Here is a 22,008-nt window from a genome sequence, read left to right on the forward strand (position 1 = left end):
GCCCGACATGATCCGAACCATTCTCGCCATCGACGACTCCGCGACCATGCGTGCGCTGCTGCAGGCGACGCTTGCGCAGGCCGGCTACGACGTGACGGTGGCGCCGGACGGCGAAGCCGGCTTCGACATGGCGGCCACCGTGCCGTACGACCTGGTGCTGACCGACCAGAACATGCCGCGCAGGAACGGCCTCGAGGTGATCGCCGCGCTGCGCAAGCTGACAGCGTATGCGGACACGCCGATTCTCGTACTGACGACCGAAGGCAGCGATGCGTTCAAGGACGCCGCGCGCGACGCGGGCGCGACCGGCTGGATCGAAAAGCCGATCGACCCGGCCGTGCTGATCGACCTGGTCGCGACGCTGTCCGAGCAGACCGCCTCCTGACATGAACGCGACGAATCCAACCGGTGACCGGGCATGACTCTCGACATCACGCAGTTCTACCAGACCTTTTTCGACGAAGCGGACGAGTTGCTCGCGCAGATGGAGCAACTGCTGCTGAACCTCGACGTCGGCTCGCCGGACCCCGAGGACCTGGCCGCGATCTTCCGCGCCGCGCATTCGATCAAGGGCGGCGCGGCGACGTTCGGCTTTTCCGCGCTGACCGAGACGACCCACATCCTCGAGTCGCTGCTCGACCGCGCGCGCAACCATGAGCTGACGCTGACCAAGGAAATGGTCGACGCGTTCCTCGAGACCAAGGACGTGCTGTCCGACCAGCTGGTCGACTATCGCGCGAGCGCGGAACCGGACGCGGCGGCTGCCGCGACGATCTGCGCGAAGCTCGAACGCCTGAAGGCCGAGAGCGGCGCGGGCGCGCCCGCGGACGTCGCACCTGCCGCGCCTGCCGTGGAGACTGCACCGGCACCGGCGCCGGCCGCCGCTACCTCCGCCAGCGACCGCGCGCCCGATCACGTGGTCGAACAGGCGGTCGCGGCCGCGCATCCGGCGGCGGCTGCCGGCACGGACGGCCCGCACCTGAAGATCACGCTCCTCGGCGTCGACGCGAAGGACCAGGCGCTGCTCACCGAGGAGCTCGGCAATCTCGGCCGGATCGTCGGCCGCGAGGAAGCGGGCGCCGACCTGACGCTGTGGCTCGAATCGGACGTGCCGTCCGACGACATCGTCGCCGTGTGCTGCTTCGTGATCGACGACAGCCAGATCCGCATCGCGCGCGGCACCGCGCCGGCCGCACCGGCGGCGCCTGCCGCCACGCCGGCCGCCGTCGAACCGGCCGCCGTCGAACCGGTCGCCGCGCCGGAACCGGCCGCGCGGGTCGAGGTCTTCGCGCAAGCCCCCGGTGCCACCCCGGCCGCCGCCGCACCGCAGGCGCAGCCGAGCGCCGCCGCGCAACCGGCGCCGCAACAGGCATCGCAACCGGCATCGCAACCGCACGCAGAACCCGCCGCGCAGGCTGCCCAGGCTGCCGCGCACCACGACGACAAGCGTCCGCGCCCGGCCGCCGCAGCATCGGGCGCCGAAGGCAGCTCGATCCGCGTCGGCGTCGAGAAGGTCGACCAGCTGATCAACCTGGTCGGCGAGCTCGTGATCACGCAGGCGATGCTCGCGGAAACCGCGAGCGCGTTCGATCCGGCGCTGCACGACCGCCTGTTCAACGGGATGGCGCAGCTCGAGCGCAACGCGCGCGACCTGCAGGAAGCGGTGATGTCGATCCGCATGATGCCGATGGACTACGTGTTCAGCCGCTTCCCGCGGCTCGTGCGCGACCTCGCCGGCAAGCTCGGCAAGCAGGTCGAGCTGGTCACGTTCGGCCAGGCGACCGAGCTGGACAAGAGCCTGATCGAGCGGATCATCGACCCGCTCACGCACCTCGTGCGCAACAGCCTAGACCACGGGATCGAGACGGTCGACAAGCGCGTCGCCGCCGGCAAGGACGGCGTCGGCCAGCTCGTGCTGTCGGCCGCGCATCACGGCGGCAACATCGTGATCGAGGTCAGCGACGACGGCGCGGGCCTGAACCGCGAGCGGATCCTCGCGAAGGCCGCGAAGCAGGGCATGCAGATTTCCGAAAACATCAGCGACGACGAAGTCTGGCAGCTGATCTTCGCGCCGGGCTTCTCGACCGCCGAAACCGTGACCGACGTGTCGGGCCGCGGCGTCGGGATGGACGTCGTGAAGCGCAACATCCAGTCGATGGGCGGCCATGTCGAGATCACGTCGCAGGCCGGTCGCGGCACGACCACGCGGATCGTGCTGCCGCTCACGCTGGCGATCCTCGACGGGATGTCGGTGAAGGTCGGCAGCGAGATCTTCATCCTGCCGCTGAATTTCGTGATGGAGTCGCTGCAGCCGTCGAACGACGACATCTACACGGTCGGCAACGGCGAGCGCGTGGTGCGCGTGCGCGGCGAATACCTGCCGCTCGTCGCGCTGCACGAGGTGTTCTCGGTCGAGGACGCGCGCACCGATCCGACCCAGGGCATCGTCACGATCATGGAAACCGAGGGGCGCCGCTTCGCGATGCTGATCGACGAGCTGGTCGGCCAGCAGCAGGTGGTCGTGAAGAACCTCGAAACCAACTACCGCAAGGTGCACGGCATCTCTGCGGCGACCATTCTCGGCGACGGCAGTGTCGCGCTGATCGTCGACGTCGCGGCGCTGAACCGCGAAACCCGTGCGACGCACGGCGCCCGAGCCGGCGCCGAGCTCGCCATTTTCTGACTCTCGCCATTCAACCGATTGGGGGCAAACGTGTCCGCTGAAGTCCAAATGATCAATCCGGCCGCGGCGAACGCGGCAACCAGCCGCCGCGATGCGGAGCAGGGCGATGCGACGGGCCAGGAATTCCTCGTCTTCACGCTCGGCGACGAGGAGTACGGGATCGACATCCTGAAGGTGCAGGAAATCCGCGGCTACGACAGCGTCACGCGCATCGCGAACGCGCCGGACTTCATCAAGGGCGTGATCAACCTGCGCGGGATCATCGTGCCGATCGTCGACATGCGGATCAAGTTCCATCTCGGCCGCGTCGAGTACGACCACCAGACGGTGGTGATCATCCTGAACGTGTCGAACCGCGTGGTCGGGATGGTGGTCGACGGCGTGTCGGACGTGCTGACGCTGCAGACCGACCAGATCATGCCGGCGCCGGAATTCGGCGCGACGCTGACGACCGAGTACCTCACGGGCCTCGGCACGGTCGACGGCCGGATGCTGATCCTGATGGACATCGAGAAGCTGATGTCGAGCCGGGAAATGGCGCTGATCGAGACGCTCGGCGCGTAAGCGCGCCGCGCGCGCAGGAACTTCGGGAGAATCTGCAATGTTGCATAACTGGTCGATCCGCACGACGCTCACGGCGGTCGGACTCATCCTCGTGGGCCTGGCCGCCGCGGTCGGCGGGCTCGGCCTCTACGCGCTCGATCGCGCGAGCCGCTCGCTCGACGAGATCGCGCACGTCGACTTGCCGGCGATCCATGCGCTCGACGACACGTCGGCGCAGTTGCTGCGCGCGCGCGTGGCGCTCGACCGCTTCCGCACCCTGACCGAAGCCGGCAACACGGCCGAGGCGGGCAAGGTGCTCGACCGCGCGCAGGAGCTGTACGCGAAGTCGAGCCAGAACTGGCAGGCGTTCCAGGCCACGCCGAAGCTCGGCATCGAGCAGGCGCTCGTCGACGAGCTCACCGCACGCTATACGACGATCGTGAAGGAAGGCGTCGAGCCCGAGTTCGCGGCCGCGCGCGCGGGCGACATGGCCGCGTATCACGCGGTCGCCGACACGAAGATCAGCCCGATGTTCGTCGCGTACGACCAGACGGCATCGGCCGTGGTCGCGGCGCTGCAGAAGCGCGCGAACGACCGCCAGACCGCGACGCAGTCGCAGATCTCGCTGATGATCGGCCTGATCGCGGCCGGCATCGCGATCGCGTTCGTCGTCGTGATCGCGATCCGCTTCGTGCTGCGCGGGCTGATCGTGAAGCCGCTCGAGGACGCGATCGCGCACTTCGAGCGGATCGCCGGCGGCGACCTCACGCAGCCGGTGAACGTCTTCAGCAACAATGAGATCGGCCGCCTGTTCGGCGGCATCAAGCGGATGCAGGACGCCGTGACGGCGATGGTGCAGGCCGTGCATCGCGGCACCGAATCGATCGACGTCGGCGCGCGCGAGATCTCGACCGGCAACACCGACCTGTCGCAGCGCACCGAGGAGCAGGCCGCGTCGCTGCAGGAAACCGCATCGAGCATGGAGCAGCTCACCGGCACCGTGCGGCAGAACGCGGAGAACGCGCGGCAGGCGAGCCAGCTCGCGGTAAACGCGTCCGACATCGCGACGCAGGGCGGCGAGGTGGTCGGCCAGGTCGTGTCGACGATGCAGGACATCGCGGCCAGCTCGGGCAAGGTCGTCGACATCATCGGCACGATCGAAGGCATCGCATTCCAGACCAACATCCTCGCGCTGAACGCGGCGGTCGAAGCCGCGCGGGCCGGCGAGCAGGGCCGCGGCTTCGCGGTGGTCGCGGGCGAAGTGCGCTCGCTCGCGCAGCGCAGCGCGAGCGCCGCGAAGGAAATCAAGCAGCTGATCGGCGATTCGGCCGAGAAGGTCGACAGCGGGTCGGCGCTCGTCGCGCGGGCCGGCTCGACGATGGACGAGATCGTGCAGGCCGTGCGCCGCGTGACCGACATCATGGGCGAGATCAGCGCCGCGTCGGACGAGCAGTCGACCGGCATCGAGCAGGTCAATCGCGCGGTCGGCCAGATGGATTCCGTCACGCAGCAGAACGCGGCGCTCGTCGAGCAGGCCGCGGCGGCCGCCGCGTCGCTCGAGGAGCAGACGCGCCAGATGAAGGCGGTCGTGTCGGCGTGGCGCGTCGCGGGCGGCATCGCGCTCGTCGCGCCGTCGCGCGGCGCCGCACGCCCGGCCGCGCACGCATCGGCGCCGGCGCCGGCGCTGGCGTCGCCGTCGGAACGCCGCCATGTAACCGCGCCGGCCGCATTGCCGGCACCGCAGGCGGCCGCTCAGCCGGCGCGCCGCGCGTCGCCTGCGCCCGCGTCGCATGCGTCACATGCATCGGCACCGGCCGCGAGCCACGAAACGAAGCGTGCGCCGGACGCCGCCGCACGCGCGGCGAAGGAAGCGCCGGCCGCGGGCGGCTACGGCCCGCGTCTCGCGAAGGCGGCCGCCGCACCGGCGCACAAGCCGGCCGACAAGCCCGCGCTGGTGCGTCCGGCGCTGAGCAGCGAGAAGCCGGCGCTGGCCGCGGCCGGCACGTCCGATGACGACTGGGAGACCTTCTAAGCCATGCCGTCTGCGCGCGCACCGTTTCGACCCGATGCACCGGATGCCTCGCCCCGCGCGGGCGAGCCGGGGCGCGACTTCGCGTTCACCGGCGCGGATTTCGCACGCATCCGCGCGCTGATTCATCAACGCGCGGGCATCTCGCTGTCCGAGCACAAGCGCGACATGGCGTACAGCCGGCTCGCGCGCCGGCTGCGCGCCCGCGGCCTCGACACGTTCCGCGACTACCTCGACCTGCTCGAGCAGGAGGACGATCCGCTCGAGTGGGAGGCGTTCACCAACGCGCTGACGACGAACCTGACCGCGTTCTTCCGCGAGTCGCACCATTTCCCGATCCTGGCCGACTTCGTGAAGGGGCGCGCGGCGCCCGTGTCGGTGTGGTGCTCGGCGGCGTCGACCGGCGAGGAGCCCTATTCGATCGCGATCACGCTGATCGAGGCGCTCGGCGAATCGGCTGCGCGCGGCGCATCGATCCTCGCGACCGACCTCGACACGCAGGTGCTCGCGAAGGCCGAGGCCGGCATCTATACGTACGACCAGGTCAAGCACCTGAGCCCGGAGCGGCTCAAGCGCTTCTTCCTGAAGGGCACCGGCGCGCAGGCCGGCCGCGTGAAGGTGCGCCCGGAGCTGCGCGCGATGATCCGCTTCGAGCAGCTGAACCTGACCGATGCCGACTACGGGATCGCGAAGCCGTTCGACGCGATCTTCTGCCGCAACGTGATGATCTATTTCGACAAGCCGACGCAGGGGCAGGTGCTGTCGCGCTTCGAGCCGCTCGTGAAACCGGGCGGGCTGCTGTTCGCCGGGCATTCGGAGAATTTCACCTACGTCTCGCAGGCGTTCCGGCTGCGCGGGCAGACGGTGTACGAGCTGACGCGCGCCCCGAAGGAAGTGCCCTTGGGGCACGACGCCGCGCCGGGCCTGCGCCCGCGCGGCGCGGCGCCGGCCGCGGCGGTGCCGCCGCGCGCCCATGCGCGTGCCGCGGGCGCCGCGCCCGCTTACGGAGAACGCGGATGAGCGCGCTGCCGATCGCCACCAATCGTTACTTCGACAACCACTTCGAGCGCCCCGGCGTGAAGCTGCTGCCGAACGAGTTCTACACGACGTCCGAGGACATGGTGCTGATGACCGTGCTCGGCTCGTGCGTCGCCGCGTGCCTGCACGACCCGATCGCGGGCATCGGCGGGATGAATCACTTCATGCTGCCCGACGACGGCGCCGACGCCGGCGCGGCCGCATCGGAGTCGATGCGCTACGGCGCGTATGCGATGGAAGTGCTGATGAACGAACTGATCAAGGCCGGCGGGCGCCGCGAGCGCCTCGAGGCGAAGGTGTTCGGCGGCGCGGCCGTGCTGGCAGGGATGACGACCATCAACATCGGCGACCGCAACGCGGATTTCGTGCGCCGCTATCTCGCGCTCGAGCGCATCCGCATCACCGCGGAGGACCTGCAGGGCGTGCACCCGCGCAAGGTCGCGTTCATGCCGCGCAGCGGGCGCGCGATGGTGAAGAAGCTGCGGCTGCAGGTGCCGGGCGTGACCGAGCGCGAAGCCGCGCTGGCGCGCGAGGCCGACCGCGTGCACGCCGCCCGGACGCGCGCGCACGTCGAGCTGTTCGCGGCGAAGCGCCCGGCCGCGCCGCCGCCGGCGCGCCCGCGCATCGAGCTGTTCGGCGCACGCGGCGGCGCGGGCGCGCAGCCGGCGAACGCGAAGGCCACCAGCCCGAACGCCGGCAGCCCGTACGCGGCCAACCATTCGAGAAAGCAGGAGGCATGACCGCAGTGCAGAAGATCAAAGTGTTGTGCGTCGACGATTCGGCGCTGATCCGCAGCCTGATGACGGAGATCATCAACAGCCAGCCCGACATGACGGTATGCGCGACCGCGCCGGATCCGCTCGTCGCGCGCGAACTCATCAAGCAGCACAACCCGGACGTCCTGACGCTGGACGTCGAAATGCCGCGCATGGACGGCCTCGACTTCCTCGAGAAGCTGATGCGCCTGCGGCCGATGCCGGTCGTGATGGTGTCGTCGCTGACCGAGCGCGGCTCCGAGATCACGCTGCGCGCGCTCGAACTCGGCGCGGTGGATTTCGTCACGAAGCCGCGCGTCGGAATCCGCGACGGCATGCTCGACTACGCGGAAAAGCTCGCGGACAAGATCCGCGCGGCGTCGCGCGCCCGCGTGCGCCAGGCGCCGCAGCCGCAGGCCGCGGCGCGCACCGCGAGCGGCCAGCCGGCCGCGCCGATGATCAACAACCCGCTCGTCAGTACCGAGAAGCTGATCATCATCGGCGCGTCGACGGGCGGCACCGAGGCGATCCGCGAGGTGCTGACGCCGCTGCCGCCGGATGCGCCGGCGGTGCTGATCGCGCAGCACATGCCGCCCGGCTTCACGAAGTCGTTCGCGCAGCGGCTGAATGGCCTGTGCCGGATCGCGGTGAAGGAAGCCGAGCACGGCGAGCGCGTGCTGCCGGGCCATGCGTACATCGCACCGGGCCATGCGCACCTGCTGCTCGCGCGCAGCGGCGCGAACTACATCGCGCAGCTGTCCGACGAGCCGCCGGTGAACCGCCACCGGCCGTCGGTCGACGTGCTGTTCCGCTCGGCGGCGCAGCACGCGGGCAAGAACGCGATCGGCGTGATCCTCACGGGGATGGGGCGCGACGGCGCGGCCGGCCTGCTGGACATGAAGCGCGCGGGAGCCCACACGTTCGCGCAGGACGAGGCGAGCTGCATCGTGTTCGGGATGCCGCGCGAGGCGATCGCGCTCGGCGGCGCGGACGAGGTCGCGCCGCTTGCCGAGATGAGCCGGCGCGTGATGGCGCGGCTGGCGACGATGGGTGACCGCGTGCAACGCGTCTGAATGAAATGTCACGGGGCACGTGCGAAGCCGCGGGCCCCGACGGTAACGAATCTGCAAAGGAACGACGATGGACAAGAGCATGAAAATCCTGGTGGTGGACGATTTCCCGACGATGCGCAGGATCGTCCGCAACCTGCTCAAGGAACTGGGCTACACGAACGTCGACGAAGCCGAGGACGGCGCGGCCGGCCTCGCGCGCTTGCGCGGCGGCGGCTTCGACTTCGTGATCTCGGACTGGAACATGCCGAACCTCGACGGCCTCGCGATGCTGAAGGAAATCCGCGCGGACGCGACGCTCACGCATCTGCCGGTGCTGATGGTCACGGCCGAGTCGAAGAAGGAGAACATCATCGCGGCCGCGCAGGCCGGCGCGAGCGGCTACGTCGTGAAACCGTTCACGGCCGCGACGCTCGACGAGAAGCTGAACAAGATCATCGACAAGATGGCCAAGGCCGGGAGCTGACGTGAACGAGCCGATCCATGCGGCGCTCGCCGGCGCTGCGTTCAGCGCCGACGGCCACGCCGAAGGCGCCGATTACGCGAGCGACCGGATCCTCGCGCGCATCGGCCACGTCACGCGCACGCTGCGCGATTCGATGCGCGAGCTCGGGCTCGACAAGCATGTCGAGCGCGCGGCGGAAGCCGTGCCCGATGCACGCGACCGGCTGCGCTACGTCGCGACGATGACCGAGCAGGCGGCCGAGCGCGTGCTGAACGCGATCGAGGTCGCGAAGCCGGTGCAGGCGCGCATCCAGAGCGAGGCCGAGGCGCTTGACGCGCGCTGGGCGCAGTGGTACGCGGCGCCGATCGAGCATGCGGACGTGCGCGAGCTGATGGACGACACGCGCACGTTCCTGCGCGCGCTGCCCGAAGCGACGTCCGCGACCAGCGCGCAGCTGCTCGAGATCATGCTCGCGCAGGATTTCCAGGACCTGACCGGGCAGGTGATCAAGAAGATCATGGACATGGTCTATCTGATCGAGCAGCAGCTGCTCACCGTGCTCGTCGAGAACATCGCGCCCGAGCGGCGCGAGCAGTTCGCGGCGACCGCGGCCGCGCTCGCGGCCGAGCAGATCAGCGCGACCGGCAGCCCCGAGTCGCTGCTGAACGGGCCGCAGATCGCACCGGAAGGCAAGTCCGACGTCGTGCAGGACCAGGCGCAGGTCGACGACCTGCTCGCGAGTCTCGGCTTCTGACCGTGCCGCACCGCACGCCACCGCGCCGCTCTCCGTTCGCGGAGCGCCCGGTGTGCGTGGCTTTCACCCTGCCTCTCCCGCCGAGCCCCCCCGCGCGCGCGGGTCGTGTCGCTCGTCATGCTGCGCCGCGTCATGCATCGTTGATTTGACACTCCGACACACTCCGCAGGCATACTACGCATCAGCAGCAACGAAGCGTCATTCTTAAGACTTTGATTTGTTGGCCCGCGGCGCCGTGCCTGATGGCGGCACCGCCGGCAACGAAGCCAGTCCCTTTGGGGGGGAACGTGAAGCTGAAACGCTTGGGCTGGGCCGCCGCGCACGCGACGGCTGCAATGGGTGTGCTGTGGGCCGTCCACGCACAGGCCGAACTGGGCGGCGCACCGATGTCGCCGCCGGCGGACGATCACGCCGCCACGGTGCGCGCGCTGCAGCGCGCGATGCGCTCCGCCGACGGCGCGCAGGCGAGCGCGGCCGCCTACACCGTCCGCGAGATCACGCTCGGATCGGGCACCGTCATCCACGAATACGCGAGCGCGGCCGGCACCGTGTTCGGCCTCGCCTGGCGCGGGCCGAGCATGCCGGATCTCGAGTCGCTGCTCGGCAGCTATTTCCCGCAGTACACGGCCGGCGTCCAGGCGGCGCATGCGGCGCGCGGCTGGCGCGCGCCCGTGTCCGTCGACACGAGCGGCCTCGTGATCCGCACGGGCGGCCACATGGGCGCCTTCGCGGGCCAGGCGTGGCTGCCGGCGGCGCTGCCTGCCGGGCTGACCGGCAACGACATCCAGTGACAGCGGGAGAGCGATCTTGAGAATTCCTCGTACCTTCAGGCGCTGGCTCGGGCTGCTGAGCGTCGCGGCCGTGACGGCCATGCTCGTGACCGCCTGCGGCGGCGGCGATGACAACGGCGGCGGCAGCGGCGGCGGCAATGGCGGCGGCTCCAACGTATCGGACGGCAATACCGCGAACACGGCCGTGATCACGGTCGGCACCGGCGTCGCGCACGTGATCAACATCCCGACCGTCAACGTGAAGATCTGCGTGCCGGGCACGACGAACTGCCAGGTGGTCAACAACGTGCTCGTCGACACCGCGTCGTACGGGCTGCGGCTGGTCAGCAGCGCGCTGTCGTCGGGCGTGTTGAACAACCTGCCGCAGACGACGAGCGGCGGCGCGCCGGTCGCCGAGTGCGGCAAGTTCGTGTCGAGCTTCACGTGGGGCTCGGTGCGTACCGTCGACCTGTCGATCGGTACCGAGCAGGCGGGTTCGCTGCCGGTGCAGATCATCGGCGATCTCGGCACGACCAACGTACCGAGCTCCTGCTCGAACAACGGCGCCAGGACGTCGGCCAACACGGCGAGCGACCTCGGCGCGAACGGCATCCTCGGCATCGGGCCGGCGCCGGTCGATTGCGGCACGAGCTGCGCGACGTCGACGTCGGCGACGTCCAACAACTACTACGCGTGCCCGAACGGCAATGCGAGCTGCGCCGTGGCGCTGGTGCCGGTCGCGCAGCAGGTGGCCAACCCGGTCCATCGCTTCGCGACCGACAACAACGGCGTGATCGTGCAGATGCCGAACATCTCGAGCAGCGGGCAGGGCAGCGCGACGGGCCTGCTGACGTTCGGGATCGGCACGCAGGGCAACAATGCGCTGGGGGCGTCGACGGTGCTGACGTCGACGACGACGGGCGACGTGAGTGCGACGTTCCTCGGCGGCAACGTGACCGCGTTCTTCGATACGGGCTCGAACGCGTACTTCTTCAACGATTCGGCGCAGAAGGCCTGTACGACCAACACGCAGTTCTACTGCCCGTCGTCGACGACCACTTATACGGCGACGCTGACCGGCCAGAACGGGAAGTCGGGCGGCGTGTCGATGCCCGTCGCGAACGCCGATTCGCTGTTCGCGAATGCGTCGACGTTCGCGTTCAACGACATCGCCGGCCCGTTCGGCGCGGCCGGCTGGCTCGATCTCGGCATGCCGCACTTCTACGGCAAGACGATTTACTTCGGGATGGACCGGACCGCGACCGGCGGCGCGCAGCCTTACGTCGCGTTCTGATCGCGCACGGACGGCAGCAGCACGAAGGGGGCGAGCGATCGCCCCTTTTTTATGGTTCAACCCGGATTACCGGGGAACGCCGCGCCAGCGCCTACGATATAAGACCGGCACCGGTGCCGGCACGACATCGAGGAGACAGCGCCATGAGCCAGCGTATCCAACGCATCACGCCGTTTCTGTGGTTCGACCACGACGCCGAGGCGGCCGCCCGCTTCTACGTGTCGGTGTTCGACGACGCGCGCATCCTGCACGTCGCCCGTTACGGCAAGTCCGGCGCGCAGGCGTCGGGGCAGGCGGAGGGCACGGTGATGACGGTGTCGTTCGAACTGGACGGGCAGGCGTTTCTCGCGCTGAACGGCGGCCCGGCGTTCCCGCTCACACCGGCCGTGTCGTTCGTCGTCAACTGCCGCGACCAGCAGGAGATCGACCGCTACTGGGCGGCCCTGGCCGAAGGCGGCGACGAGCGCGCGCAGCAGTGCGGCTGGCTGCGCGACCGCTTCGGCGTGTCGTGGCAGGTGGTGCCGGTGCAGATGCCCGAACTGATGGCGGGCGACCCGGCACGCGCCGAACGCGTGATGGCGCAGGTGATGAAGATGAAGAAGCTCGATCTCGGCGCGTTGCAGCAGGCGGCGGCCGGCTAGCGAACGCCGGCCGGGACGTGCCGTTTCGACGTGCGCACGCGACGTCCGACGATATTCCCGGCCGGTCGGTCAATCAGCGCAGAACGATCGTTTCGATTATCGATCGAGATGCGTTTCACGCTGGTGTAATCAAGTCGTGGATTATCTTGCTGCTATTTGCGTCAGGTCGTCGCGATTATAAAAATGACGTGACATGCGCGCTGGCGATACGGCACGCTGCCGCTGCGGCCGCTCCGGTAATGCGAAAGACGGCGTGAGAGACGGTCAGCATGCGAAAGGAGATGCGATGCGAAGAAATTCAAACTTATAATGCCCGCGTTGTTTCCGAGGTCGTCGATATAAAACATGAGGGCAATAAGATGAGTTTCAGTGAAGCCGTTCGTGCCGCACTCAATCAATACGCGAAATTCGAGGGCCGCGCGCGCCGCGCGGAATACTGGTATTTCGCGTTGCTCACGAGCGTCGTGTCGATCCTCTGCCAGGCGATCACCATGGTGGGGCCGGACACGAGCGCGATCTCGCTGCTGCTGATGATCGTCGCGGCCGTCGTGTCGCTCGCGCTGGTGCTGCCGAGCCTCGCGGTCACCGTCCGCCGCCTGCACGATACGGGCCGCTCGGGCTGGTTCCTGCTGATCGCGCTCATTCCGCTCGTCGGCGGGATTCTGCTGCTCGTGTGGATGTGCTCGCGCGGCACCAACGGCCCGAACCGTTACGGCTCGGATCCGATTCCGGCGATCTGAGCGCCGCCCGCCCCGACGCGCGACGCCGTCGTGTCGGGGCGGGCCGACGATCGCTTCACGGCTGCCTTGCTTCGCGGCTTGGCTGCTTGGCAGATCCCACGCTTCACCGTTTCCCCATTTCCCGCTTCGCCGCTTCGCCGCTTCCCCGCTTCACACCTTCATCCACGTCACCACGTCACCACGTCACCACGTCACCACGTCACCGCGCCACCGCGCCCGCGAACGCGGTTTCCATCGTCTCCCCGCGCGCCGCACCCGCCCGCCGGCTGCCCGCCGGCTGTCCGCCGCCCCCGCTCGCCCGATTCCTCGAAATACCCCCCTTTCCAGGCTTTGCTCGACCGATCGGCGTTTGACGGGCGCATGAATAATCGGTGTCACTGGAGAACGGCATTTCGCCGTACCCGACTGGAGGCCCCGTGGCAGACGAGAGCGATCTCGACAGAACCGAAGCCGCCACTCCGAGGCGCCGCGAGAAGGCGCGCGAGGAGGGGCAGGTCGCGCGTTCGCGCGAGCTGGCTTCGTTCGCGCTGCTCGCGGCCGGGTTCTACGGCGCGTGGCTGCTCGCGGGTCCGTCGGGCGCCCACCTCCAGACGATGCTGCGCGGTGCGTTCGCGTTCGATCGCGCGACCGCGTTCGACACGCACCGGATGCTGTCGGCGGCCGGCAGCGCGAGCCTCGAGGGTCTCGCCGCGCTGCTGCCGATCCTGGCGCTCACCGGCCTCGCCGCGCTGCTCGCGCCAATGGCGCTCGGCGGCTGGCTGATCTCGCAGAAGACCTTCGAGCTGAAGTTCGACCGCCTGAACCCGATCTCGGGCCTGGGCCGGATGTTCTCGATCCAGGGGCCGATCCAGCTCGGGATGTCGCTCGCGAAAACGCTCGTCGTCGGCGGGATCGGCGGGATCGCGATCTGGCGCAGCAAGGACGAGCTGCTCGGTCTCGCGACCCAGCCGCTCGGCTCGGCGCTCGCCGATGCGATGCATCTGGTCGCCGTGTGCTGCGGCACGACGGTCGCCGGGATGCTGGTGGTCGCCGCGCTCGATGTGCCTTACCAACTCTGGCAGTACAACAAGAAGTTGCGCATGACGAAGGAAGAAGTGAAGCGCGAGCATCGCGAGAACGAAGGCGATCCGCACGTGAAGGGCCGCATCCGCCAGCAGCAGCGCGCGATCGCGCGGCGCCGGATGATGGCCGCCGTGCCGAAGGCCGACGTGGTCGTCACGAACCCGACGCACTTCGCCGTCGCGCTGCAGTACACGGACGGCGAGATGCGTGCGCCGAAGGTCGTCGCGAAGGGCGTGAACCTCGTCGCTGCGCGCATCCGCGAACTCGCGGCCGAGCACAACGTGCCGCTGCTCGAGGCGCCGCCGCTCGCGCGTGCGCTGTATCACAACGTCGAACTCGAACGCGAGATTCCCGGCTCGCTGTACTCGGCTGTCGCCGAAGTGCTCGCGTGGGTCTACCAGCTCAAGCGTTTCCGCTCGGAAGGCGGCGCCTTCCCGGCCGCGCCGGTCGATCTCGACGTGCCGGCCGACCTCGACAAGGGGTCGTCGGTCGCCGCCGCCGACGAGCGTGAAGAAGCCGAAGACACGCTCGGCAAGCAAGGGAACGCAGCATGAGCACCCCGACCACCGGCCTGTTCGCCAAACGCCCGAACCCGTTCGCGGGCACCAACCTGCGCGCGCTCGCGGGTCCGATCCTCATCTGCATGATCCTGGGGATGATGATCCTGCCGCTGCCGCCGCTGCTGCTGGATCTGCTGTTCACGTTCAACATCGCGCTGTCGGTGATGGTGCTGCTCGTCAGCATGTACACGATGAAGCCGCTCGACTTCGCGGCGTTCCCGAGCGTGCTGCTGTTCTCGACGCTGTTGCGGCTGTCGCTGAACGTCGCGTCGACGCGCGTCGTGCTGCTCGAAGGCCACACCGGCCCCGACGCGGCCGGCCAGGTGATCGAGGCGTTCGGCCACTTCCTCGTCGGCGGCAATTTCGCGGTCGGCATCGTCGTGTTCGTGATCCTGATGATCATCAACTTCATGGTGATCACGAAGGGCGCGGGGCGGATCGCCGAAGTGTCCGCGCGCTTCACGCTCGACGCGATGCCCGGCAAGCAGATGGCGATCGACGCCGACCTGAACGCGGGCCTCATCAACGAGGAACAGGCGCGCAAGCGGCGCCTCGCCGTGTCGCAGGAAGCCGAGTTCTACGGGTCGATGGACGGCGCGTCGAAGTTCGTGCGCGGCGACGCGATCGCGGGCCTGATCATCATGGCGATCAACGTGATCGGCGGGCTGATCGTCGGAATGGTGCAGCACGACATGAGCTTTGCAGCGGCCGGCACCAACTACACGCTGCTGACGATCGGCGACGGCCTCGTCGCGCAGATCCCGTCGCTCGTGATCTCGACCGCGGCCGGCGTGATCGTGTCGCGCGTCGCGACCGACGAGGACATCGGCACGCAGATCACCGGCCAGCTGTTCACCAACCCGCGCGTGCTCAACATCACCGGCGCGATCATCGTGCTGATGGGGCTGATCCCGGGCATGCCGCACGTCGCGTTCCTCGCGCTCGGCGGCGGCGCGATCTGGCTGGCCCGCACGCAGACGCGTCGCGCGGCGGCCCGCGTGGCGGCCGGCGACGTGACCGAGATCGCACCGCCCGCCGCGCTGCCGGGCGACAGCCACGAGGCGACCTGGGACGACGTGCAGCTGATCGATCCGCTCGGCCTCGAAGTCGGCTACCGGCTGATCCCGCTCGTCGACAAGAACAGCGACGGCGAGCTGCTCAAGCGCATCAAGAGCATCCGCAAGAAATTCGCGCAGGAAATCGGCTTCCTGCCGCCGGTGATCCACATCCGCGACAACCTCGAGCTGCGGCCGAACGCATACCGGATCGCGCTGAAGGGCGTCGAGATCGGCACGGGCGAAGTGTTCCCGGGCCAGTGGCTCGCGATCAACCCGGGCCAGGTGACGGCCGCGCTGCCGGGCGCCACGACGCAGGATCCGGCGTTCGGGTTGCCGGCCGTGTGGATCGACGTCGCGATGCGCGAGCAGGCGCAGGTGTACGGCTACACGGTCGTCGATGCGAGCACGGTCGTCGCGACCCACCTGAACCATCTGGTCGTGCAGCACGCGGCCGAGCTGCTCGGCCGCCAGGAAGTGCAGTCGCTCGTCGAGCGCACCGGCAAGGATGCGCCGTCGCTCGTCGAGGACCTCGTGCCGAAGACGATCTCGCTGACGACGCTGCAGAAAGTGCTGCAGAACCTGCTCGAGGAAGGCGTGCCGATCCGCGACATGCGCACGATCCTCGAGGCCGTGTCCGAACACGCGGGCCGCGGCGACGCGTACGAGATCACCGCCGCGGTGCGGCTGTCGCTCGGCCGGGCGATCACGCAGCAGTGGTATCCGGGCGCGGGCGAGATGCAGGTGATGGGCCTCGATTCGAATCTCGAGCGCGTGCTGTCGCAGGCGCTCGCCACCGGCGCGAACCCGGGCCTCGAACCCGGCCTCGCGCACAACCTTCTGACCGGCACGCAGCAAGCGATGCTGCGTCAACAGAATCTCGGGCTGCCGCCCGTGCTGCTGGTGCAGCACGCGCTGCGCGCGATGCTCGCGCGTTTCCTGCGCCGCAGCCTGCCGCAACTGAAAGTGCTGTCGTATGCCGAAGTGCCGGACACGCGCACGATCAAAGTCGTTAACGTCATCGGGGGTTCCGCTTGAACATTCGCAAATTCACCGGCGCGACCAGCCGCGACGCGCTCCGCCTCGTGCGCGAGGCACTGGGTGCCGACGCCGTCGTGCTGTCGAACCGCACGCTCGATGACGGCAGTGTCGAAATCGTCGCGCTCGCCGATTCGGATCTCGCCGCGGTCGCGCCGCCGGCCGCGGCCCGGGCGCGCAGCCTTCCGCCGCGCACGCCGGAATCCGTGCCGGCCGCAGCCGTGCCGGGCATCGTGTCGCGCCCGGGTGCCGGGCTCGCGCGCCCGGCCGTCAATCCGTATGCGGCAGGCGAGGGTGGGCTCCCGGACGTGTTTTCCTCGGTGTTCGGCGCGCGCGCCGAAGCGACGGAGCCGGCCGCGGAACCGACCGCCTTCGACGCGGATGCCGACGCGCACGCAACGGCCGCGGCATCGGTTGCGCCCGTTGCGCCGATCACCGCTGCCGGCACGCCGTCGGCAGCGTCCGAACCCGCGCCGTGGCTCGTCGAGCACGCGAAACGCCTGACCCAGCAGCGCGAAGCGCTGATCGCCCGCGCGCAGGCCGCGCCGGCCGCCCCGCAAGCGCCGGCCCGCATGCAGCAGGACGCCGCATCCGCGACGCCGGCCGCCTGGGCGCGCGACATCGTGCGCGACGCCGAGCGCCGGATGCCGCCGGCTGCCGCCGCGACGGCCCGTCAGGGCGAAACGGGCGCCGCGAAGCCGGCCGAACGCACGCGCCTGTCCGCCGAGGCTGCCGCCGCGGTGGCCGACGCGGTGAAGGCGCGCGTCGAGAGCATCGTCAACGACACGGTGATGCACGAGCTCGGCGCGATGCGCGGGATGATGGAAGCGCAGTTCGACAGCCTGATGTGGCACGACCGCCAGCGCCGCAGCCCGGTGCACGGCGCGCTGACCCGGCACCTGTTCTCGGCCGGCTTCTCCGCGCAGCTGGTGCGCATGCTGGTCGACAACCTGCCGTCCGGCGACGGCGCGCAGACCTTCGAGCAGGCCGCCGACTGGGCGCAGTCGGTGCTCGCGGCGAACCTGCCGGTGCTCGAGAGCGAAGACGCGCTGATGGAGCGCGGCGGCGTGTTCGCGCTGATGGGGCCGACCGGCGTCGGCAAGACGACCACCACCGCGAAGCTCGCCGCGCGCTGCGTGATGCGCTTCGGCGCGAGCAAGGTCGCGCTGCTGACCACCGACAGCTACCGGATCGGCGGCCACGAGCAGCTGCGCATCTTCGGCAAGATCCTCGGCGTCCCCGTGCATGCGGTGAAGGATGCGGGTGATCTCGAGCTCGCGCTGTCCGAGCTGCGCAACAAGCACATCGTGCTGATCGACACGATCGGCATGAGCCAGCGCGACCGCGCGCTGTCCGACCAGATCGCGATGCTGCACGGTGCGAACGCGCCGGTGCAGCGCCTGCTGCTGCTCAACGCGACGAGCCACGGCGACACGCTCAACGAGGTCGTCCAGGCCTACCGCAGCGCGGCCGACCATCCGCACGCGGCACACCCCGATCTCGCCGGCTGCATCCTGACCAAGCTCGACGAGGCGACCCACCTCGGCGGCGTGCTCGACACGGTGATCCGCTACAAGCTGCCGGTCCACTACGTGTCGACCGGCCAGAAGGTGCCGGAGAACCTGTACGTCGCGTCGACCAAATTCCTGCTGAAGAGCGCGTTCTGTGTGCCGCGCGACGGCTCGCCCTTCGTGCCGCAAGACGAAGACATGCCGACGCTGCTGTCCGCACTGACCGCACGTTCCACCGCCGAGCTGCACGAGGTGCGATTTGGATAAACGGATCATCGATCAGGCCGAAGGGCTGCGGCGCCTGCTGGCCGGGCGCGCGTCGCGCATCGTCGCAGTGACGGGCGGGCCGGCGGGCGTCGGCTGCACGTCCACCGTCGTGAACCTCGCGGCGGCGCTGACCGCGCTCGGCAAGGACGTGCTCGTCGTCGACGAGCGCGCCGACGTGCACTCGGCCACGGCGACGCTCGCGGGCGCGTGGCTGCGCGACGGCGAACGCACGCGCGTCGCCGCCGGCTTCGGCCTGTGCGCGGCCGCGCGGCTCGCACGCGACGGCTACGACGATACGGAACTGAGCGACTTCGTCGACGGCCAGGCCGACATCGTGCTGGTCGACGCGCAGCTCGGCGCCGACGGCGGGTTCTCCGCGCTCGCGCGCGAGGCGCACGACGTGCTGATCGTCACGCGGGTCGCCGCGCAGGCGATCACCGAGGCGTACGCGTGCATGAAGCGGCTGCATTTCGCGCACGCGGTCGCGCAGTTCCGCGTGCTGACCAATCACGTCGGCAGCCACGCCGACGCGAGGACCGCATTCGACAACCTCGCGGGCGTCGCGAGCCGCTACCTGACGGTGTCGATCGCCGACGCCGGCTGCGTGAACGCCGATCCGCTCGTCGAGCATGCGCGCGACCTGATGCATACCGCGGTCGACGCGTTTCCGTCGTCGGCCGCCGCGCGCGATTACCGGCAGATTGCCGCCGACCTGCTGTACTGGCCGATGCGCCCGGGCACGGGCGCGGGGCGCGCCGTGCATGCGGGCGGCAAGCCGTCTTACGAGGCGGGTGCGGCGCACGCCGCGTGAGCGCCACCGCAAGGAGAGAGCCATGATGTACAACGCTCAGGGAAAGATGACCCAGGCCGACGTGCTCGCGCAATACGCGCCGCTCGTGCGGCGCCTGGGGCTGCAGCTCGTCGCGAAGATGCCGGCGAGCGTCGACCTCGACGACCTGATCCAGGCCGGCATGATCGGCCTGATGGACGCGGCCGGCCGCTACAAGGAAGACCAGGGCGCGCAGTTCGAGACCTACGCGACCCAGCGCATCCGCGGCGCGATGCTCGACGAGCTGCGCAGCAACGACTGGCTGCCGCGCAGCCTGCGCAAGACGTCACGCGAGGTCGAGCACGCGGTGCACCAGGTCGAGCAGCAGCTCGGCCGCTCGGCGAGCGAGACCGAGATCGCGCAGCACCTGAAGATGCCGCTCGACGAATACCAGGGGATGCTGCAGGACCTGCACGGCAGCCAGCTCATCTATTACGAGGATTTCGACCGCGCAGCCGACGACGAGCCGTTCCTCGACCGCTATCGCGTCGATCATGCCGATCCGCTGTCGGCGCTGCTCGACGACCACCTGCGCGAGGCGCTCGTCGACGCGATCGACCGGCTGCCCGAGCGCGAGAAGCTGCTGATGTCGCTGTACTACGAGCGCGGGCTGAACCTGCGCGAGATCGGCGCGGTGCTCGAAGTCAGCGAGTCGCGCGTGTGCCAGCTGCACAGCCAGGCCGTCGCGCGCCTGCGCGCGCGGTTGCGCGAACAGGCTTGGGTCGGCGCGGAGAACTGACCCTTTCATTGCGCCCACGCGCGCCGATGCCGCGCGCGGCGCGCATTTCCCGCGCCGATTTGCTACAATCCCTCCCGTTTTCCGAGGAGCGTTGCGACGGACCATCCTGCGTCCGCCAGGCTCGGAAAGCTTCACCAAGCAGCCGTGCGGCGATATTTGCACCGGCCCCGCTTCCTGAACGGCGCTCACGTCACCAATTTCTAGAACTTTTTTAGAAAGGAGGGCGTGATGAACGCCATTATCGATTCCCAGGCTTCCAAGGATTACATCGTCGCCGACATGGCGCTTGCCGGCTGGGGCCGCAAGGAACTGAACATCGCCGAGACCGAAATGCCGGGCCTCGTGCAGATCCGCGACGAATACAAGGCGCAGCAGCCGCTGAAGGGCGCGCGCATCGCCGGTTCGCTGCACATGACGATCCAGACCGGCGTGCTGATCGAGACGCTGAAGGCGCTCGGCGCGGACGTGCGCTGGGCGTCGTGCAACATCTTCTCGACGCAGGACCATGCCGCGGCCGCGATCGTCGAAGCCGGCACGCCGGTGTTCGCGTTCAAGGGCGAGTCGCTCGACGAATACTGGGAGTTCTCGCACCGCATCTTCGAATGGCCGAACGGCGAATTCGCGAACATGATCCTGGACGACGGCGGCGACGCAACGCTGCTGCTGATCCTCGGCTCGAAGGCCGAGAAGGACCGTTCGGTGATCGCGAAGCCGACCAACGAGGAAGAAGTCGCGCTGTACAAGTCGATCGCGAAGCACCTCGACGCGGACCCGACCTGGTACTCGACGCGCCTCGCGCACATCAAGGGCGTGACCGAAGAAACCACGACCGGCGTGCACCGCCTGTACCAGATGGAAAAGGACGGCCGCCTGCCGTTCCCGGCGTTCAACGTGAACGACTCGGTCACGAAGTCGAAGTTCGACAACCTGTACGGCTGCCGCGAATCGCTCGTCGACGGCATCAAGCGCGCGACCGACGTGATGATCGCGGGCAAGGTCGCGGTCGTCGCGGGCTACGGCGACGTGGGCAAGGGCTGCGCGCAGTCGCTGCGCGGCCTGGGCGCGACCGTGTGGGTCACCGAAATCGACCCGATCTGCGCGCTGCAGGCGGCGATGGAAGGCTACCGCGTCGTGACGATGGAATACGCGGCCGACAAGGCCGACATCTTCGTGACGGCGACCGGCAACTACCACGTGATCAACCACGATCACATGAAGGCGATGCGCCACAACGCGATCGTCTGCAACATCGGCCACTTCGACTCGGAAATCGATGTCGCGTCGACCCGCCAGTACCAGTGGGAAAACATCAAGCCGCAGGTCGACCACATCATCTTCCCGGACGGCAAGCGCGTGATCCTGCTGGCCGAAGGCCGCCTCGTGAACCTCGGCTGCGCGACCGGCCACCCGTCGTTCGTGATGTCGAACTCGTTCGCGAACCAGACGCTCGCGCAGATCGAGCTGTTCGTGCGCGGCAACGAGTACGAGAACAAGGTGTACGTGCTGCCGAAGCACCTCGATGAGAAGGTCGCGCGCCTGCACCTCGCGCGCATCGGCGCGAACCTGTCCGTGCTGTCGGACGAGCAGGCTGCGTACATCGGCGTGCAGAAGGACGGCCCGTTCAAGCCGAACCACTACCGCTACTGATGCGCCGCCGCCGCCGTGCCGCGTGCGTCCCGCATCGGGCGGGCGCGGTACGGCGGCACGGTGCCGGATCGCCGGCCGTCGCGTCATGTCCGCCGCTGCGCGGGCACGCGTGGCGGCCGGCGGCGGTCACCGAGCATTGACCGACCAGATCGACAACCGAACCGGAGCCCTCCATGAGCGTCATCCTCACCTGGGTCATCAACGCCCTCGCGCTGCTGATCATCACGTACCTCGTGCCGTCGATCCACATCAAGAGCTTCGGCACCGCGCTGATCATCGCGGTCGTGCTGGGCCTGATCAACACGGTGATCCGGCCGGTGCTGATCCTGCTGACGCTGCCCGTCACGATCGTCACGCTCGGGGTGTTCATCCTCGTCGTGAACGCGCTGTGCTTCTGGTTCGCGTCGTCGCTGCTGAAGGGGTTCGAGGTGTCGGGTTTCTGGTCGGCGTTCTTCGGTTCGATCCTGTACAGCATCGTGTCGTGGCTGCTGTCCGCGCTGATCTTCGGGCAGCGCGACATCGGCTGACGGCCGGGCTC

At 69.0% G+C, this 22,008-nt stretch carries 20 protein-coding genes and 1 riboswitch; all 20 genes read left to right on the forward strand.

The genetic code is table 11. The annotated features are described in order from the left end of the window. Positions 1–7 precede the first annotated feature (7 nt). Complete coding sequence (locus tag DID99_RS19175; RefSeq protein WP_044849175.1) at positions 8–385, forward strand: response regulator; 378 nt, start codon at positions 8–10, stop codon at positions 383–385. A gap of 33 nt (positions 386–418) precedes the next feature. Then, entirely contained in the window at positions 419–2,683 is a 2,265-nt protein-coding gene (gene cheA / locus DID99_RS19180; protein WP_124667297.1) for a chemotaxis protein CheA, read from the forward strand. 48 nt (positions 2,684–2,731) lie between these two features. Continuing rightward, entirely contained in the window at positions 2,732–3,247 is a 516-nt protein-coding gene (cheW, locus tag DID99_RS19185) for a chemotaxis protein CheW (protein ID WP_039320139.1), read from the forward strand. A gap of 37 nt (positions 3,248–3,284) precedes the next feature. Further along, entirely contained in the window at positions 3,285–5,258 is a 1,974-nt protein-coding gene (locus DID99_RS19190) for a methyl-accepting chemotaxis protein (RefSeq protein WP_124571382.1), read from the forward strand. A gap of 3 nt (positions 5,259–5,261) precedes the next feature. Continuing rightward, a complete protein-coding gene (locus DID99_RS19195) occupies positions 5,262–6,275 on the forward strand; it encodes a CheR family methyltransferase (RefSeq protein ID WP_124486863.1) in 1,014 nt (337 codons plus the stop codon). After that, positions 6,272–7,033: a chemoreceptor glutamine deamidase CheD gene (gene cheD / locus DID99_RS19200; protein ID WP_124520477.1), complete on the forward strand. Its 762-nt coding sequence runs from the start codon at positions 6,272–6,274 to the stop codon at positions 7,031–7,033. Before DID99_RS19195 ends, cheD begins: the two co-directional genes overlap by 4 nt. Then, on the forward strand, positions 7,030–8,121 hold the full coding sequence (locus tag DID99_RS19205) for a chemotaxis response regulator protein-glutamate methylesterase (RefSeq protein WP_124667298.1): 1,092 nt from the start codon (positions 7,030–7,032) through the stop codon (positions 8,119–8,121). Before cheD ends, DID99_RS19205 begins: the two co-directional genes overlap by 4 nt. Before the next feature lie 67 nt (positions 8,122–8,188). Beyond that, on the forward strand, positions 8,189–8,584 hold the full coding sequence (gene cheY / locus DID99_RS19210) for a chemotaxis response regulator CheY (protein ID WP_006754880.1): 396 nt from the start codon (positions 8,189–8,191) through the stop codon (positions 8,582–8,584). A gap of 1 nt (position 8,585) precedes the next feature. Further along, entirely contained in the window at positions 8,586–9,317 is a 732-nt protein-coding gene (gene cheZ / locus DID99_RS19215; RefSeq protein ID WP_124486865.1) for a protein phosphatase CheZ, read from the forward strand. 287 nt (positions 9,318–9,604) lie between these two features. Next, a complete protein-coding gene (locus tag DID99_RS19220) occupies positions 9,605–10,108 on the forward strand; it encodes a DUF2844 domain-containing protein (RefSeq protein WP_124486866.1) in 504 nt (167 codons plus the stop codon). Positions 10,109–10,124: 16 nt separating this feature from the next. After that, positions 10,125–11,381, forward strand: a complete 1,257-nt coding sequence (locus tag DID99_RS19225) for a DUF3443 domain-containing protein (protein ID WP_124667299.1) — start codon at positions 10,125–10,127, stop codon at positions 11,379–11,381. Positions 11,382–11,524: 143 nt separating this feature from the next. Next, a complete protein-coding gene (locus DID99_RS19230; protein WP_124667300.1) occupies positions 11,525–12,022 on the forward strand; it encodes a VOC family protein in 498 nt (165 codons plus the stop codon). A 359-nt stretch (positions 12,023–12,381) separates the two neighbouring features. Next, a complete protein-coding gene (locus DID99_RS19235; protein ID WP_124571387.1) occupies positions 12,382–12,762 on the forward strand; it encodes a DUF805 domain-containing protein in 381 nt (126 codons plus the stop codon). A 416-nt stretch (positions 12,763–13,178) separates the two neighbouring features. Further along, the gene (gene flhB, locus DID99_RS19240) at positions 13,179–14,378 is read left to right on the forward strand and encodes a flagellar biosynthesis protein FlhB (RefSeq protein WP_124667301.1); all 1,200 of its coding nucleotides are present in this window, start codon (positions 13,179–13,181) and stop codon (positions 14,376–14,378) included. After that, complete coding sequence (flhA, locus tag DID99_RS19245; RefSeq protein ID WP_044846369.1) at positions 14,375–16,477, forward strand: flagellar biosynthesis protein FlhA; 2,103 nt, start codon at positions 14,375–14,377, stop codon at positions 16,475–16,477. The genes flhB and flhA overlap by 4 nt, the downstream gene beginning before the upstream one ends. Further along, positions 16,474–18,255 (forward strand): flagellar biosynthesis protein FlhF, encoded by a 1,782-nt coding sequence (flhF, locus tag DID99_RS19250; protein WP_124667302.1) that lies wholly within the window; start codon positions 16,474–16,476, stop codon positions 18,253–18,255. Before flhA ends, flhF begins: the two co-directional genes overlap by 4 nt. Then, a complete protein-coding gene (locus tag DID99_RS19255) occupies positions 18,248–19,066 on the forward strand; it encodes a MinD/ParA family protein (protein ID WP_124486872.1) in 819 nt (272 codons plus the stop codon). The genes flhF and DID99_RS19255 overlap by 8 nt, the downstream gene beginning before the upstream one ends. Before the next feature lie 22 nt (positions 19,067–19,088). Continuing rightward, entirely contained in the window at positions 19,089–19,823 is a 735-nt protein-coding gene (locus tag DID99_RS19260) for an RNA polymerase sigma factor FliA (protein ID WP_044846366.1), read from the forward strand. A gap of 77 nt (positions 19,824–19,900) precedes the next feature. Continuing rightward, a riboswitch (S-adenosyl-L-homocysteine riboswitch) is annotated at positions 19,901–20,017 on the forward strand. Positions 20,018–20,051: 34 nt separating this feature from the next. Then, positions 20,052–21,470 carry an adenosylhomocysteinase gene (gene ahcY / locus DID99_RS19265; protein ID WP_124486873.1) on the forward strand — a complete coding sequence of 473 codons (1,419 nt, stop codon included), beginning with the start codon at positions 20,052–20,054 and terminating at the stop codon, positions 21,468–21,470. A gap of 173 nt (positions 21,471–21,643) precedes the next feature. After that, positions 21,644–21,997 (forward strand): phage holin family protein, encoded by a 354-nt coding sequence (locus DID99_RS19270; RefSeq protein ID WP_006477367.1) that lies wholly within the window; start codon positions 21,644–21,646, stop codon positions 21,995–21,997. Positions 21,998–22,008: the final 11 nt, after the last annotated feature.

Origin of the sequence: Burkholderia sp. Bp8986 (assembly GCF_003854225.1) — a bacterium.
GTDB lineage: Bacteria > Pseudomonadota > Gammaproteobacteria > Burkholderiales > Burkholderiaceae > Burkholderia.